Origin of the sequence: Acinetobacter modestus, from assembly GCF_014636095.1 — a bacterium.
In the GTDB taxonomy this organism is placed as follows: Bacteria; Pseudomonadota; Gammaproteobacteria; order Pseudomonadales; family Moraxellaceae; genus Acinetobacter; species Acinetobacter modestus.
The window spans coordinates 659,437-676,155 of record NZ_BMDV01000001.1 but is presented as its reverse complement, the minus strand read 5'-3'; the positions used below and the strand labels follow the sequence as shown (position 1 = coordinate 676,155).

Here is a 16,719-nt window from a genome sequence, read left to right as displayed (position 1 = left end):
AGGGAGTCTTGCCAAGTGTTAAAACGTTTAACGATTACGTTACTTTGCGCTGCAAGTTTATCAGGATGTGCGAGTTTTATTTCAGGTGGTACAGGAACTTCGCCGATTGGTACTGAAAGTGGTGAACGTAGTTTAGGGCAGGTTTTTATTGATTCCTCAATTAAACGCACTGCAAATATTAATTTGTATAAATTGGATCATCGCTTTAAGCAGTCACGAATCAATATTGAAAGTTTTCATAGTAATGTTTTATTAACAGGGCAAGTTCCTGATCCTTATTTGAAACAATTAGCAGAAGACAATTTAAGAGCGATGAGTGATGTAAAAGCTGTGCATAATTACATTACTGTTGGTGATAAAGTAAATTACAACACGATTATGCAGGACTCTACTGTGACTGCAAATACTCGTGGTTTGCTAATGAGAGCGCCTGTTGTATCTGACAGTAAAGTATTAGTTCATACTGAAAATGGCATCCTTTATGTGATGGGGCGTTTAAATACCGCTGAGATAAGAGATTTAGATGATGTCTTACAAAAAGTTGGTAATGTGAGTAAAATCGTGACACTGATTGATAATATTGATCAACCATCTGGAACGGTAGCAAGTGCTACTGCAGCAACACCGATGATTGGTGGTGCTTCAGCACAACCTTTAGTTGAGACTCCAGTTGCAATTGATCCCGATCAGACTGAACCAGCGACTATTACTCCGACTAAACCCTAATCTATGAAGCAACTTATTCAACAAGTACAAGAAAATGTTATACGGGCGAAAAACTTTTATCAGGAATTTCGCCTATATGATTTAGCAAGCTATTCGATGAATTATCTGACGCCAAAGGATACTTTTGAAAAAGAAGAACATCTTGCTTATGGATTAAAAGCCCGAAATCGATTGGATCTTTATCGAACCAAGAATCCAAAGAAGCAAAAACCTTTGATTGTTTTTGTACACGGTGGATCATGGCAACATGGTAATAAGAGAGATTATTTATTCATTGGCGAAACCTTTGCTCGAGAAGGTTTTGATGTTGCTGTGATTAATTATCAACTTGCTCCAGAGAATATCTTTCCAGCATTTGTCGATGATCTAGCGCAAGCGATTCATTATTTGAATCAAAATAAAGCGAAGCTGAATATTTCAACTGATAACATTATTTTGATGGGACATTCTGCGGGTGCTTTTAATGTGATGTCTGTGGTGTATTCTGCTCAGCCTCAGCAATTTAAATATACAGATAATATTAAGGCAATTGTTGGTTTGGCTGGTCCGTATCATTTTGACTATAAAGATGATCCTTTATCTGAACATGCTTTTGATCAAAAAACATCGTATCAACAAGTGATGCCGTATTATTTTATCAATCCGAATAAGATTAAACATTATCTATTAATGGCTGAGAATGATCAGTTGGTTGGTAATCATAATAGTTTCGATCTTGATAAGGCATTGAGAGAAAAGGGTAATCATAGCCATGTGATGATTATTCCTAAGACTGGACACATTACTATTGTGGCGACTTTGGCCAGTTTTGTAAGTCATTACTTCAAAACCAAGCGAACGATTTTGCATTTCTTAGATGAAGCTTTAGAAGATTAAATAAAAAAGCATCTTGATTAAGATGCTTTTTTATTCTCAACGATTTGCATAATCATTGCATGTGCAATACTACCTTTAAACGGAATTTCAGGTAGTTGATCAAACTTAAAGAATTGAGCTTCGCTAATTTCTTCCACTTGTAATTGAATATCACCTGAATCATATTCAGCATGAAAAGCAATCATTAAATTACTTGGAAATGGCCACGGTTGGCTCGACATATAACGAATATTTTTTAGTTTTAAACCGACTTCTTCAAAAGCCTCTCGTTGCACAGCTTCTTCTAATGTTTCACCGACTTCAACAAATCCGGCAATTAGCCCGTACATATTACTTTTATTATGCGCCGATTTCGCAAGTAAGATTTCATCATCACCTTTGGTAATGATTGTAATAATACAAGGCTGAACGCGAGGATATTGATGATAGCCACAAGCAGGGCAAACCATTGCATATTCTTTGGCATGAATTTCAGTCATATGACCGCAATGGCTACAGAATTTATGGTTACGTCGCCATTCTAATAGTTGGACTGCTCGACTGGCTTGAAGAAATTCTGTAGTTGACCATGACTGAATCAGTTCACGGATTGGAACGAGCTGATAGCCATGGGGAATGGCTTCATTTTCAAGTAGATCACGCGCGATAACGTGATCATTATGATTCAAGGGTAAATCACTTGCTAACTTTTCAACTTCTGGCAGTTGAAGATTTTGGTCGACTAGCAGTTTTTGGTGTTGAAAAATATAAGCAAGTGATAGTTGAGTCATTATGCGGCTATGTTTTGTAATTGCTGACTGCTTGATAATGCCACATCAAACATAGATTGCAATACAGGTTGCTTATTCTTCAGGTTATCAACGAGTAAATCTAAACCAGCAACAACATTTAGAATGCAGTTAATTTGCTCAGCATCAATCGCTTCGTTCTGATTCAAACGATGCTGTGCAAAATGTGCAGCACCTAACAGTGCAGTTTGTTGTGCAGAGCTACCTAAGAATAACGCAGCGCCTGATAACTCATTCAGATATACAGGAAGGGCTTCTAATGTATTGGCTGTTGGATCTTGTACATACAAACTTAAGGTTTGAGTCAATGTTTCAATCAAAGTCTTAGTTTCAGTCAACAATGCTCGATGAGCTTCATCTAAACGATCTAAAGAAATTTGCATATTGTTGACGCGTAATTGTAAACGACTTGAAGTGTAATTACGCTCTAAAATACCGATTGAATTCATCGATGCCAAAATACTATTCATTAACTGTTGAATAGAAGTTGCATCAGTTAATGTATTTGGTTGACTCAATTTTTCAGCTTGCTGAGTTAACTCTTTGGCTGCTTCGTTTAAGTTAAGTACCTTAAATACATTAGAAATTTGAGTTAACTTTTGCTGTAGTTCTTGGGTTTTTTCAGCTGACATATTTTGATGGTTATACTCAATTTCATTACGAATTTGAGCCATTTCATTTGTCATTAATTGACTGATTGTATGTACCGTTTCATAGTCAGGACCGTATAAATGACGACTCAAAACTTGAAGTTGAGTATCACTGAGTAATTCATCACCAATGTTCAATTGTTGACGAATGTGTTGTGATAAATCATCTTCTTGACTAATGCAGATCGTCAAAATATCTGCCAAGTCAGCAATACTGTTCTGATAAGTTGTTGGTTGAGCCAAGAATTTTGCAATATTCGTTTCGATTTGAATAAGGGTACGTAAACGTGCCTCTGTAATAAGAAGCTCATCAATATGACCTAACCCAACATTGACCAATTGCCAATACTGCTGACTAGGCAGATTGTTAGCCAAACCTGCAAGATAAACACCAACAAGCTTAATTCCCTGTAAATCGAGTGGAGATTCACTTTGCTTGATTAACTTGTTTAAGCACAATTTATAAAGCTGATGGATGTACTGTGACTGTTCCAAACTTGGTGCTTGTGGCAAATTAAAGTTTGGTGTCATGAAATCTAGTAACGGTTGAAGCGTTTGACCTTCTTTGGTAATTGGCTTGCCTAAAGCTTTCTCCAAGCGATTAAGCGTATCAATTAAGAACTGAGGTACTTTGACTTCACGTAAACAAATAAACTCAATATAGCGTTTTAACATCGTTGTGCCTTCACTGAGAGCAACGACATCGCTAGTTTTAATTTGTTGAGGTTGAGCCATGATTTGACGCATAAGCTCAGCTGAATATTGAGTGATTTGTGCCAAATGAGGCATATCAATTAATGCAAGTACTTGTGTGCATTGTTCGAACTGATTAAGTGCATCATCAATACCAAAAGGCAATGCTTGTTCTTCGGCAAGCGTATTGACTGCTGTCTCCACCAATTTAATCGAATTGTCGATCTCATTTTTTATTATTAATAATGCAGTTGGGTCGAAATGAATCGAGGTTTGGTAAGACATATGACCTACACCTTTCCTAAGTTGTTATATCCATGAACCTCCTAGAATAGGAGGCAAAATCATTAACAGTTAATATAACTTAAGTTTGAAAACTTGAAATACAAAAAATTACACTCAACAGCAAATTTATTTTGCAAAAAGGCAGGCGCTTCCATGTTTTTGCTCAAATTGTTTGACCCAAGTCTCATGTTCATTTAGTTCATGTTCTGATGGATAGATAATTGGTAAATCCACTTCGATACGAGAACGAGTGGTTTTATTTTGGTTTTGTTCATTTTGTGAAAGGGCATCCATATCAAAAGAAACTTGTCCACCCGTCATTGCGAGATAAACATCAGCCAAAATTTCAGCATCGAGTAACGCACCATGGAAGGTACGATCACGTACAGGAATTTCATAACGGCGAACTAAAGCGTCTAAAGAGTTCTTTTGTCCAGGATGTTTATTTTTAGCTAAAGCCAGTGTATCTGTAACTTCGCAAACATCTGATAATAATGGAAGACCAACACGTTTGAACTCCATATTTAGGAAGTTCATATCGAATGTCGCGTTATGCGCAATAATTTCAGCGCCTTGTAAAAAATTAAACAGTGTGTCAGCAATTTCTGCATATTTAGGTTTATCTTGCAAAAACTCATCGCTGATACCGTGAATATCTTCAGAGTCACCTACAGGTTTTTCTGGATTGATATAAATATGAATTGAGCTTCCTGTCAGTTTACGATTGATCATTTCAATCGCACCAACCTCAATAATACGGTCACCATCTTGGAAATAGAAACCTGTAGTTTCGGTATCCAGAATAAGTTGGCGAGGGCCTTGAAGATTTAATTTCGCTTCAGTAATGACAATGTGAGGGTGTTGAGCCTTTGCTGAAATATCTTCTATTGCTTGGGGCGCAGTTGCTACTGCGTCAATCTCAGCTTCTTCGATAGTGAGTTCATCATTGTCTTCGACCAATTCATCTGTATCTATATCGAGATCAAGACCAAATGGATCGTTTAACAGCCAATCTGCTTCAGGCTTTTTTATATCCGCGTTAGCCTGTATTGAAGATTTCATTTGTTGAGCAGTTTGTTCAGCACCTAGATTTGCCAATTGGTCCGCCATTTCATTACCTGCGTGTCCTGCATGACCTTTAATCCAATTCCATTCAATATTACGATTGGCACAAACAGCATCTAATTTTTGCCATAAATCAGGGTTTTTAACATCTTTCCAATTTTTCTTTTTCCAACCATGAATCCATTCGGTAATGCCTTGTTTAACGTAATTGGAATCTGTCCAAATAATCAGATGTGCATCTGTTGGGCAAAAACTTACACCTTCAATCGCAGCTTGCAGTTCCATTCTGTTATTGGTTGTTTCAGGTTCTCCGCCACAAAGTTTATGTTCACCCTGTTCGGTAATGATATATGCACCCCAACCACCTAAACCTGGATTGCCTTTACATGCGCCATCAACATAAAGTGTGATTGTTTGAGACATAGTTAAACCTAAAGTTAAAAGTTTGTGTTGTATTGCGAGATTACATTCATAAAAAACGATGTTTTATTTGAATGTATATGACTAGAGTTTAGCACTCTAGCTAGATAAGTTATATTTTAAAGCTTAATTCGGGTGTTGAACGGTTACAAAACTCATATTTTTTAATTTCTTGTAACATTTCCATGCAAATCACGTTAAATTATTGCCTTGTCTAAGTGACATGCTTTACTACAATGGCAAATCAAAGAAATAAACTAGCGTGAGTTGACTGGAAGTTTTTATGTATAAATCGAACACATTGGTGCTGCAAACATCTGCAACATCATTATTCAAAATCACTGTACTCACTTCTGCTCTAACTGCGTTGGGAATCACGACAGGTTGTTCCTCGACACCACAGTCAAACAAAGTATCATCATCTAAGCAAGTTGGTTCAGGTTATTTGGATGCAAGTAGTTTAGATTCTTTAGAAGATTTATTATCAGCTACCGATATGCGCGCTGTTGAAGGCGATCGTTTATTGGTACTGAAACACGGTGATGTGTGGAAGCGAATGACAGTTGGATTCAAAATGGATTTAAACCATTGGGATTCTCGTATTGAGGCACAACGTAGTTGGTTTATTTCTCGTCAACCATATTTAGATCGCTTAAGCGCGCGTGCCAGTCGTTATTTGTATCACACAGTTAAAGAAGCTGAACGTCGTGGTATGCCAACCGAATTGGCTTTACTTCCTGTTATTGAAAGTTCTTACGACCCAGCTGCAACCAGTAGTGCAGCAGCCGCAGGTCTATGGCAATTTATCCCAAGTACGGGACGTATTTATGGTTTGCAGCAAACCAGTTTATATGATGGCCGCCGTGATGTGGTTGAGTCGACGCGTGCTGCTTATGAGTTTTTAGGTAGTTTATATAATCAATTTGGTTCATGGGAATTGGCTTTGGCTGCTTATAACGCAGGACCGGGTCGTATTCAACAGGCGATTAACCGTAACCGTGCAGCAGGATTACCAACGGATTACTGGTCGTTAAAACTTCCGCAAGAAACTATGAACTATGTTCCACGCTTCTTGGCGGTTGCTCAAATTATTAAAAATCCAGGTGCTTATGGCGTAAGTTTACCGCCTATCGCAAACCGTCCACACTTCCGTGAGGTTGGTTTGGCTACACCTCTAGATATGAATCAAATTGCTTCAATTACAGGCTTAAGCCGTGCGGAATTGTATGCTTTGAACCCTGCTCATCGCGGTGAAACTGTTGATCCAATGAGCCCAATGCGTATTTTAATTCCTGCAGATTTAAGTCCGTCAGTTGATACGAAATTGCGTTCTGGAAAAGTAAGTTCTGGTGGTTTCTGGGCAAGCAATAGCCAACCACCTGCAATGAATAACAATACACCTAATGTCGCTACCACCACAGTTCGAACCAATATCAACTCTGGTCAGACGATTACACCGTCAACTAAGACACCACCGCCTTTAACAGCAAGTAATACAGTAGTAACGCGCCCAACTACATCAACGCTGACTAAAACCAATACACCAAGAGGTTCTGATGCATTAGCTTCATTTGCTGCTGCTGCCGATGTGCCTAGTGCACCGCGTATTCCTGTTGCGATTACACCAGCGGAAAATGTAAAGCCAGTTAAGATTGAGCCACCGATCTCGGTTAAAGAGCGTGAACAAATTATTGCGGCTGTAAAAGAAACGGGCGAGAAGAAAACAGTTACTCAAGTATTAGAACCACAAGCGACACAAGCAGAAAAAGACCAAGTCGTTGCTGAAATTAAAGCAATTGCACCTCAAGGTACAGAAATTGTCGATCCATTTGATGGCAAGATTAAATTAACAGCAATTCAAACCAGCCAATCTGTTGCTGATCAGAAAGGAGTTGAGGTCAGCAAGGGCTTTGCTTATCCAAAAAACTTAGTTGAAGATGCAGCGACAGCAAATAGTGAAGATGCTAAACGAAATCAAGGAAAGCCGTATATTAAAACGGATACTGATGTCGTTGTGGTTGCTCCGAAAGGAAAGCGTAGCACTTATGTCGTGTTACCAGGTGATACCTTAGCTTTGATTGCGCAAAAAAATGGCGTCAATTGGCGTGATATCGCAACTTGGAACCAGATTGATCCGACTGGAACTTTATTTGTAGGTGCAAGCCTGTATTTATATGATGCAAAACCACAGGTTGTTGAGGCTGTAAAAGTCGTTGAGCGTAAACCTGAGAGTTATGTCGTACAATCAGGGGATAATCTTACCAATTTAGCAACCCGTTTTGATTTAACTTTAAAACAGTTAGCAGACTATAATAATTTATCAGTGACAGATAATTTATTTGTTGGCCAAAAACTAACGCTCAAAGAACCAAAAAACAATCCACGGAACACTCAATTAAACGCGCCACAACAATCAACTCGCGCTGTCGAGAATAAAGCAACTACGATGCAAAAGGTTGCCACGAAATCTTATACAGTGAAGCGTGGCGAATATTTAAAACTGATTGCTGATCGTTATGCTTTATCTAATCAAGAATTGGCTGATTTAACTTCTGGTTTGACTGCAAGTAGCAATTTATTTGTTGGGCAAAAAATTAACGTACCGCTGCATGAGGTTTCAAAAACAGAAGAAAATGTTGAACCTAAAAGTACGGTTAAATATGAAAATGTAACAGCATCAAGTAACTATAAGACAGAGTCCTATATTGTACAGCGTGGTGATACTTTATCGAGTATCGCAACAAAATCTAAAATTACATTGAGTGAATTGGCTGAACTGAATAACTTCAAAGCCAACAAAAGTGTTCGTTTAGGGCAAGTTTTAAAAGTGCCAGCAGGTTCAACGATTCCTGAGCAATATGTCGTGCAATCTGGTGATAGCCTTAATGCGATTGCAAATAAATATGAGCTGACAGTAAATTATATTGCTGATTTAAATGGTTTAGAACGTACAGCAGGTGTTCGTGTTGGTCAAAAGCTCAAGCTAACAGGTGATGTCCCGAGCAAAAATAATCTCAGTGCAAATAGCAAGTTAAAAGAGAAAGAGCGTGAAGAAACTGCACCAGATGTTTATACCGTAAAATCAGGTGATACTTTAAGCAACATCGCGAGTCGTTATTATTTACAACTAGATTATGTAACTGCTTTAAATGGTCTATCTCGTGGGAGTAGTGTTCGTGTTGGGCAAAAGCTAAAACTTACGGGTGATGTACCAAAAGCTGAATCAGCAAAATCTGAAAATAGTAAAAACACTACTAAGTCTACGCCAAGCAAGAATACTGAAAAATATACGGTGAAGGCGGGTGAGTCTCTAAATAGTATTGCGAACCGTTTTGGACTGTCTGGTCGTGAATTGGCTGAGTTAAATGATTTGAAAGCGAATGCAAGTTTGCAACGCGGTCAAAGTATTTCAGTACCTAAAACAGTGACTGAATACAAAGTAAAACGTGGTGATACTTTGATTGGTCTAGCAAGTAAATATGGTATGGACACCAGTGCACTTGCTGAAATGAATGATTTCACTCCAAGTACACAACTACGTATTGGTGATGTGATTAAAGTTCCAAATCTGTAATTAGGAATGAATCAATTTGTTTTAGTTAAAAGGCTTAGTCTATTCTGTGGGCTAAGCCTTTTTGCTCATTTCGCATGCGCTACTATGCAGACGACACCTTATTTAGCAATGCATGTTCAGCCCAAATATGCAAAGTTAAATGCGATGCCTTATGCCAATCAGAATGCACCTAAAGGGGGAATGCTCAGTCAATCTAGTTTAGGCACATTCGATAATTTAAATAGCATGAATGGCAAAGGGAGTTCTACGGAAGGTGTAAATTATCTTTTTGATAGTTTGATGGATCGCGCTTTAGATGAGCCTAGGGTCATGTACCCATTATTAGCTGAAAAAGTGAGTTACGATCCTGATCATCTTAAAGATGTGATCTTTCATTTAAACCCTCAAGCCCGTTTTAACAATGGTCAGCCCTTGACCGCAGAAGATGTTAAATTTACTTTTGATACTTACCAAACCAAAGCCAATTTAGGCTTTCAAATGTATTTGTCTGATTTAGCAAAAACAGAAGTGCTTTCTAAGTATCAGGTCAAATTTATTTTTAAGTCCAAGAATAATGTGGAAATGCCACTGATTTTGGCGAGTTTACCGATCTACTCAAAATTGGATTGGAAAAATAAAGATTTTACACGTGTGACATTGCAACCGATTGTCGGTTCAGGGCCTTATATTGTTGAGCGAATTGATGCAGGGCGGAGTATCACCTATAAACGCAGTCCAAACTATTGGGCCAAGGATTTGCCAGTCAATAAAGGGCGTTATAATTTTGATCGACTCAAATATGTGTATTATCGAAATTTAGATGTTAGTTTTGAGGGTTTCAAATCTCGCCAATTTAATTTATATGAAGAAAAAAATATTCGTAATTGGATGACAGCTTATCATTTTCCCGCCGTGCAAGCAGGTCAGATCAAAAAATATAAAGCACGTTTGGGGACACCGCTCGATATTCAAAGCTTGGTGTTTAATATTCGTCGTGCTCCTCTAAATGATATTTATCTTCGTCAGGCACTCACATATGCCTATGATTTTGAATGGCAAAATAAAGCTTTATTCTTTAATCAAAATCTGCGTTTACAAAGTTATTTCGATAATACTGATCTGGCTGCTATAGGTCGACCAAGTATGGCAGAGTTAAAAGTTTTGAATCCTATCATGGCTCAGCTGCATCCACTCATGCGACAAGGTGTGTTAGCAGATTGGCATTATCCTGTTTCTGATGGCAGTGGTTTCAATCGGCAGAATTTATTGGTTGCACAACAGATTTTAAAAGATGCAGGCTATATGATTCGTCGTAATCAGTTATATGATCGGCAGGGTAAAGCGGTTCGCATTGAATTATTAATGCAGCAAGAAAATCCACAACGTGAGTTGATGCCTTTTGTGCGTAATTTGAATCGTTTGGGAATCCAAGTCAACCTCAGACAGGTAGATGTTCCGCAATATATGGAGCGAATCCGTCATCAGGATTTTGATATGATGATGTTGAAATTGCCACAGACATTGACACCTGGTAAAGAGCAAGCCCAGTTTTGGGGAAGTGCTGCTGCGGACGAAGCAGGAAATTATAACTATTCAGGGATAAAGAATCCTGCAATTGATCAGATGATTAACAAAATTGTCGCTGCAAAAACCCGAGAAGAAGTAGTCTTGTATACTCATGTACTCGATCGTTTATTGCGCGCAGGGTATTATCAAATTTTGACCTATGGTAAACCTGAGCGATGGTTTGCTTATTGGGATATCTATCAGCAACCGAAAATAAAACCGAAACTTTCTGTAGGGTGGGAATATTGGTGGGTGGATCGTGTAAAAGCTAATAAACTCGATCAACCAATACGAAAATCTGACTTAAAATAATCAAGGATCTTATTAGATGGTTCACTATATTCTGAAAAGAATGTTATTGATGATCCCGACCTTATTTTTCATTTTATTGATTAATTTTGTTATTGTGCAAATTGCACCGGGTGGTCCTGTCGAACAAGCCATTCAGCAAATTCAGAATGCGCAAGGTTTAGGTGTCGGGAATAATGCCCAATCTAGTTTGAGTACCTTGGCTCAATATCAAGGGGCACGTGGGTTAAGTCCTGAAATGATCGAAAAAATCAAAGCACAGTATGGTTTTGATCGTCCCGCATATGAACGTTTTTTGTTAATGCTCAAAGGTTATTTGACCTTGGATTTTGGCACCAGTTTTTTCAAAGACAAACCTGTAACACAACTTCTTTATGAAAAGTTACCTGTAACACTGTCTTTGGGAATATGGAGTACTTTTCTGATTTATTTGATCGCAATTCCCTTAGGTATTAAGAAAGCCAAAAATAATGGTTTGCTGTTTGATCAATCTACTTCGTTGTTGCTTGCGGTGAGTTATGCCATTCCATCTTTTGTTTTTGCTATTCTGCTCATCGTTTTCTTTGCAGGTGGGAGTTATCTACAGTGGTTTCCATTACAAGGATTAGTCTCTGAAAACTTTAATCAGTTAAGTTTTTTCGCCAAAATAAAAGACTATCTATGGCATATGAGTTTACCCATTTTAAGTATGGTATTGGGTAGTTTTGCTGCGCGAACCTATTTGACCAAATATTCTTTTGTAGAAGAATTAAAGAAACCGTATGTTCTGACGGCACGATCAAAAGGTTTAAATGACAATCAGGTACTTTATGGGCATGTTTTTCGTAATGCCATTTTAGTGGTGGTTGCGGCTTTGCCCGAAGCATTGGTGGGTATTTTCTTCGTCGGTAACTTATTTATCGAGATCATTTTTAATCTCGATGGGATTGGCTTATTGGGTTTTGAAGCAATCACTCAACGTGATTATCCTGTAATTTTTGGAACTTTGTTCTTATTTACCTTATTTGGAATGATTTTACGTTTAATTGGTGATTTGCTTTACCAAATGATTGATCCTCGGATCGATTTTGAAGCGAGGGGTGGAAAATGATGTCACCTCTGATGCGCGCACGATTTCTCCGTTTTAGACAAAATAAATTGGGTATTCGTTGTCTCATTCTATTTTTAATCATTTTTATTTTGTCATTATTTGCGGAATTGATTGCTAACGATAAACCTTTGTTGGTTCGTTATCAGCATTCCTTGTATTTTCCTATTTTTAAAGATTATCCAGAAACTACGTTTGGTGGTGTTTTTGAAACGGCGACAGATTATCAAGACCCTGCGGTAAAGCAACTAATTAAAAATCAAGGCTGGATAATTTCTCCACCCGTTGCATTTTCTTATCAGTCACCAAATCTTTCGCTTACTGTACCAGTTCCCTCCAAACCGAGTTCACAAAATTGGCTTGGAACAGATGATCAGGGACGAGATGTATTCGCTCGTATTCTCTACGGTTTGCGTGTTTCTCTCCTATTTGGATTTGCTCTGACACTTTGTTCCGCTGTGATCGGTGTTATTGTCGGTGCAACTCAGGGATATTACGGTGGTTGGATCGATTTAATTGGGCAGCGTATTTTAGAGGTATGGGGTGGTTTACCTATGCTTTTTATCGTCATGATTTTGGTCAGTATTTTTAGCCCTAGTGTCTATTGGTTGTTTTTGATCATGTTGTTGTTTGGTTGGACAGAATTAGTGGGTTTAGTCAGAGCAGAGTTTTTACGTGCCCGAAATTTTGATTATGTTCGTGCGGCTCAAGCCTTGGGTGTTCGTGATCATCAAATTATTTTTAAGCATATTTTACCTAATGCCATGAGTTCTAGCTTATCGCAAATACCTTTTATGTTGACCGCCAATATTATCGCTTTAACTGCATTGGATTTTCTGGGTTATGGTTTACCTGCTGATGCCGCTTCACTTGGGGAGCTATTATTACAGGGTAAAAATAACCTAGATTCGCCTTGGCTGGTACTTTCAGGATTCTTTACTTTAGCAATTGTACTTTCTTTACTGATTTATATTGGCGAGGCGGCGCGTGATGCATTCGACCCAAGACGATAATACAGTTTCGAATTCAGCTTTATTAAGAGTTAAGCAACTCAGCATTCACAATGAAACAGGACATCGTCTTGTGAAAGATTTGAATTTTGATGTTTATCCTGCACAGACTGTTGCGATTGTGGGAGAAAGTGGGTCTGGTAAATCAATCAGTGCGTTAGCTTTATTGGGGTTGTTACCCAATAATCTAACAGTACAAGGACAAGTTGAGTTTGCAGGTCAAGCGCTGTTGTCTTTAAGTCCAATTCAGTTACAGCAGATTCGAGGCAAGCGAATTGCCATAATTTTTCAAGAGCCAATGACTGCTTTAAATCCTTTGCATCATGTCGAAAAAATGATGGCTGAAAGCCTGATTTTGCAAGGTGTTTCTAAAGCGGATATTCGACAGCAGACGCTTTCTTTATTGCAGGATGTTGGGATTGCTGAAGCAGTGCAAATTCTTAAATGCTATCCACATGAGTTGTCTGGTGGGCAACGACAGCGTGTGATGTTGGCGATGGCTTTAGCTTTAGAGCCAGAGATTTTGATTGCGGATGAACCAACAACGGCCTTAGATGTGGTGTTGCAAGCTCAGATTTTAGCTTTATTAAAAAGGCTACAGCAGCAACGAAACATGGCGATAATTTTGATTAGCCATGATCTAAATCTTGTTAAGCAATATGCAGATCATGTTGTTGTTCTGAATCAAGGTCAGGTAGAAGAGCAGGGCAATATCACTGATATCTTTACACATCCTCAAACTGCATATACACAAAATTTACTCAATCACGACTTTGGACAAGCTCTATCGTTAACGCCGAGCGAGACATTACTTGAACTAAAAAATGTCACGGTCAAGTATCCTATCAAACGTGGTTTATTGAACCAAATTAAAGCGTATAAGGTCGCAGCGGACTCAATAAATTTCAATTTGTCCAAAGGAGAGGCTTTGGGTATTGTTGGTGAGAGTGGTTCGGGAAAATCATCATTGGCTTTGGCGATTGCACGTTTGATTTCAAGTGAAGGCGAAATTTGCTTGCAGTCCCATAACTTAAATCAACTCAATCAAAAACAACTTCGCCCTCTACGCCGTGATTTTCAAATTGTATTCCAAGACCCATTCAGCAGTTTAAATCCGCGAATGTCTGTTGAGCAGATTATTGCAGAAGGGCTGAATCTTCAAACCATTTCTAAGCAGCAGTGTCATGAGGAAATTGACGCTGTTTTAGCAAAAGTCGAACTCTCTTTGGAGGATAGAACCAAATATCCACACCAGCTTTCTGGTGGGCAACGTCAACGGGTCGCACTGGCACGCGCTTTAGTTTTAAAACCGAAGCTGATTATTCTAGATGAACCAACTTCTGCCTTGGATCGAGTAACACAACGTTCGATCATTGCGTTGTTACGTCGTTTACAGCAACAAGAGCAGATTAGTTATTTATTTATCAGTCATGACTTACAAGTCATTAAAGCCTTGTGCCAAAAAGTCATCGTGATGCATCAGGCGAAAGTATTGGAATATCAAGCAACAGCACTTTTATTTAGTCAGCCTCAAACAGCGTATACCCGTCAATTGATTGCCGCGAGCGAATATTAGCATTGAAATTAAATTGACATATGGTATTGTCAGTTTATCGGAAGAACGCTTGACAGTTACAATAATCAGATTAAATTAGAGCAAATACTCTAATTGAGACAGAGGATGACCATGAGTCAGATTGCAGACAGTATTCAAATTCGTAATATCACATTTAAAAACCGCATTATAAAAGGGGCAATGAGTGAAGCACTTGCGAATCACGAAGGGCAGCCAAATGAATTGCACATAGGCTTGTATGAGGCATGGGCAAAAGGTGGTTTAGGTTGTGCGATTACAGGCAATGTGATGGTCAATATTGCTGCCAAAAATGAGCCCGGTGTGGTTGCGATTGAAACTGAACGTGACTTAGCAAAATTAAAGCAATGGGCTGATGTTGGTAAAAAATATGGCATGGTGCAATTGATTCAATTGTCTCACCCTGGTCGCCAATGTCCAAAAGGTTTGAATAAAGAAACTGTTGCGCCATCGGCAGTTCCTTTTAGTCCAATGCTTGCAGCAATGTTTGGAACTCCCCGAGAACTTAAACATGAAGAAATCTTAGATATTATTCAACGTTTTGCAACAGCCGCAGCAGTGTGTGAAAAAGCAGGATTTGAAGGTGTGCAGCTCCATGGTGCACATGGTTATTTGATTAGCCAGTTTCTATCTCCATTAACCAATAAACGTACCGATCAATGGGGTGGTTCGATTGAGAATCGTATGCGTTTCTTGGTGGAAATTTATAAGGCTGTCCGTGCTGCAACATCAGAAAACTTTATCATTTCTGTGAAACTTAATTCAGCTGATTTCCAACGTGGTGGAATCACAGAAGAAGATGTCATTACTGTATTCAAAACCATTGATGAAGCTGGTATTGATATTATCGAAATCTCAGGTGGTACCTATGAAGCACCTGCAATGGCGGGTGCTAAAGCTGAATCACGTAAAGCCAGTACTATTGCACGAGAAGCTTATTTCTTAGAATTTGCTGAAAAAATTCGTCAGCATGTGGCGTGCAAATTGATGGTAACGGGTGGTTTCCGTACAGTAGCAGGAATGAATGCAGCACTTCAAAGTGGTGCATGTGATTTTATTGGTATTGCTCGACCACTTGCAGTGGAAACGGATCTTACTGATCGCTTAATTGCGGGCAATGATGTACGTTATGCAGTGAACCAAATCAAAACAGGGATTCCTTTTGTCGATAAAATGGCAATCATGGAAATTATTTGGTATGCGGCACAATTTAAAGCGATTGGGCAGGGTAAAAAACCAAATCCTAAATTGTCACCTTTAATTGTGTTTTTAAATTATGCAAAAGGCAATATTAAGGCTGTTGTTAAAGGTCGAGTGAATTCGCGTAAATCGGCATAACTGAATTACCACGCAATCGTCCAATAAGATTGAAATGTAGAAGCAGACCATAGTCCTTTGATTAAAGATTTTTTAAAGGCAGGTCTGTTTTCTATTTGGGCTAAATAACGCTGTATATGTTTAAATTGATGGTTGTTTTGTGCGCAAGCCAATAATGGAAACCACATCAAAATATCTGCAACCGTAAATTGATCCCCAGCAAACCATAAATGATCTTTTAAATGCTTATCAATCATGGTCATTTGTTGCTGTAACGATGGATTTAAATAGCCTTGATCAAATCCATATTTTAAAAATTTTGAAACGAAGCGAACAGGAAATGGTGTACGTTGTACAATTTGGTGAAAAATTTGTTTGAGTAATAGGTCTGGAATAAATGTGGCTTCACAATAATTTTTCCAATAATAAAAACTTTGAAGTTGTGATCCTAATAATTTAGTTTGCCCTAATTGAGGATATAGATAAGATAAGTAATCAATAATCGCTGAAGTTTCGGCTAAGATAAAAATTTGTTCTTGATTTATTATTTCAACGGTAGGAAATTTCGATAATTGATGCGGTGAATTTTTCTTTTCATCTGTGTTTGAATGATGGTTGATGACTAACTCGTAGGGAAGTCCTAATTCTTCTAAAAACCAAACGATGCGCTGAGAACGTGAATTTTGTAAGTGGAATAAACGGATTTGCATATTAGGTTTAAATTTATGGTTTTGATCTATTTTTAGTATAGGGTAGGAAATATGCTAAGGATAATAAAAT

General features: G+C 38.3%; 12 protein-coding genes. 8 read left to right on the top strand and 4 right to left on the bottom strand.

What is annotated here, in order from left to right:
• Nucleotides 1-15: 15 nt before the first annotated feature.
• On the top strand, nt 16-726 hold the full coding sequence (locus tag IEV17_RS03105) for a BON domain-containing protein (RefSeq protein ID WP_004663152.1): 711 nt from the start codon (nt 16-18) through the stop codon (nt 724-726).
• Nucleotides 727-729: 3 nt separating this feature from the next.
• Nucleotides 730-1,602, top strand: coding sequence for an alpha/beta hydrolase (locus IEV17_RS03100; RefSeq protein WP_004663150.1), 873 nt, complete (start codon nt 730-732; stop codon nt 1,600-1,602).
• A gap of 17 nt (nt 1,603-1,619) precedes the next feature.
• Here IEV17_RS03100 and nudC read toward each other — a convergent pair whose 3' ends face one another.
• The 3 genes from nudC to dnaQ form a co-directional block, all read right to left on the bottom strand.
• Nucleotides 1,620-2,372 carry an NAD(+) diphosphatase gene (gene nudC, locus IEV17_RS03095; protein WP_004663148.1) on the bottom strand — a complete coding sequence of 251 codons (753 nt, stop codon included), beginning with the start codon at nt 2,370-2,372 and terminating at the stop codon, nt 1,620-1,622.
• Nucleotides 2,372-4,018 (bottom strand): hypothetical protein, encoded by a 1,647-nt coding sequence (locus IEV17_RS03090; RefSeq protein ID WP_004663146.1) that lies wholly within the window; start codon nt 4,016-4,018, stop codon nt 2,372-2,374. The genes nudC and IEV17_RS03090 overlap by 1 nt, the downstream gene beginning before the upstream one ends.
• Nucleotides 4,019-4,144: 126 nt before the next feature.
• Entirely contained in the window at nt 4,145-5,506 is a 1,362-nt protein-coding gene (dnaQ, locus tag IEV17_RS03085) for a DNA polymerase III subunit epsilon (protein ID WP_004663144.1), read from the bottom strand.
• Nucleotides 5,507-5,786: 280 nt separating this feature from the next.
• Between dnaQ and IEV17_RS03080 the strand changes: the two genes are divergently transcribed.
• The 6 genes from IEV17_RS03080 (at nt 5,787) to IEV17_RS03055 (ending at nt 15,960) form a co-directional block, all read left to right on the top strand.
• Complete coding sequence (locus tag IEV17_RS03080) at nt 5,787-9,077, top strand: lytic transglycosylase (protein WP_004663143.1); 3,291 nt, start codon at nt 5,787-5,789, stop codon at nt 9,075-9,077.
• Nucleotides 9,078-9,083: 6 nt separating this feature from the next.
• A complete protein-coding gene (locus tag IEV17_RS03075) occupies nt 9,084-10,934 on the top strand; it encodes an extracellular solute-binding protein (protein ID WP_004663141.1) in 1,851 nt (616 codons plus the stop codon).
• A 16-nt stretch (nt 10,935-10,950) separates the two neighbouring features.
• Entirely contained in the window at nt 10,951-12,021 is a 1,071-nt protein-coding gene (gene yejB, locus IEV17_RS03070; protein ID WP_004663139.1) for a microcin C ABC transporter permease YejB, read from the top strand.
• The gene (locus IEV17_RS03065) at nt 12,021-13,031 is read left to right on the top strand and encodes an ABC transporter permease (protein WP_034601822.1); all 1,011 of its coding nucleotides are present in this window, start codon (nt 12,021-12,023) and stop codon (nt 13,029-13,031) included. The genes yejB and IEV17_RS03065 overlap by 1 nt, the downstream gene beginning before the upstream one ends.
• On the top strand, nt 13,009-14,604 hold the full coding sequence (locus IEV17_RS03060) for an ABC transporter ATP-binding protein (RefSeq protein WP_004663136.1): 1,596 nt from the start codon (nt 13,009-13,011) through the stop codon (nt 14,602-14,604). Before IEV17_RS03065 ends, IEV17_RS03060 begins: the two co-directional genes overlap by 23 nt.
• A gap of 111 nt (nt 14,605-14,715) precedes the next feature.
• Nucleotides 14,716-15,960, top strand: a complete 1,245-nt coding sequence (locus IEV17_RS03055; RefSeq protein ID WP_004663134.1) for an NADH:flavin oxidoreductase/NADH oxidase family protein — start codon at nt 14,716-14,718, stop codon at nt 15,958-15,960.
• Between the two features lie 5 nt (nt 15,961-15,965).
• On the opposite strand, the gene IEV17_RS03050 is transcribed toward IEV17_RS03055, so the two are convergent.
• On the bottom strand, nt 15,966-16,649 hold the full coding sequence (locus tag IEV17_RS03050; protein ID WP_004663132.1) for a glutathione S-transferase: 684 nt from the start codon (nt 16,647-16,649) through the stop codon (nt 15,966-15,968).
• Nucleotides 16,650-16,719 lie beyond the last annotated feature (70 nt).

Coding starts and splice junctions, on each gene's coding strand:
- IEV17_RS03090 (WP_004663146.1), bottom strand. CDS start 4,018: ATGTCTTACCAAACCTCGATTCATTTCGACCCAACTGCATTATTAATA.
- IEV17_RS03080 (WP_004663143.1), top strand. CDS start 5,787: ATGTATAAATCGAACACATTGGTGCTGCAAACATCTGCAACATCATTA.
- IEV17_RS03060 (WP_004663136.1), top strand. CDS start 13,009: ATGCATTCGACCCAAGACGATAATACAGTTTCGAATTCAGCTTTATTA.
- IEV17_RS03075 (WP_004663141.1), top strand. CDS start 9,084: ATGAATCAATTTGTTTTAGTTAAAAGGCTTAGTCTATTCTGTGGGCTA.
- IEV17_RS03065 (WP_034601822.1), top strand. CDS start 12,021: ATGTCACCTCTGATGCGCGCACGATTTCTCCGTTTTAGACAAAATAAA.
- yejB (WP_004663139.1), top strand. CDS start 10,951: ATGGTTCACTATATTCTGAAAAGAATGTTATTGATGATCCCGACCTTA.
- dnaQ (WP_004663144.1), bottom strand. CDS start 5,506: ATGTCTCAAACAATCACACTTTATGTTGATGGCGCATGTAAAGGCAAT.
- IEV17_RS03050 (WP_004663132.1), bottom strand. CDS start 16,649: ATGCAAATCCGTTTATTCCACTTACAAAATTCACGTTCTCAGCGCATC.
- nudC (WP_004663148.1), bottom strand. CDS start 2,372: ATGACTCAACTATCACTTGCTTATATTTTTCAACACCAAAAACTGCTA.
- IEV17_RS03055 (WP_004663134.1), top strand. CDS start 14,716: ATGAGTCAGATTGCAGACAGTATTCAAATTCGTAATATCACATTTAAA.
- IEV17_RS03100 (WP_004663150.1), top strand. CDS start 730: ATGAAGCAACTTATTCAACAAGTACAAGAAAATGTTATACGGGCGAAA.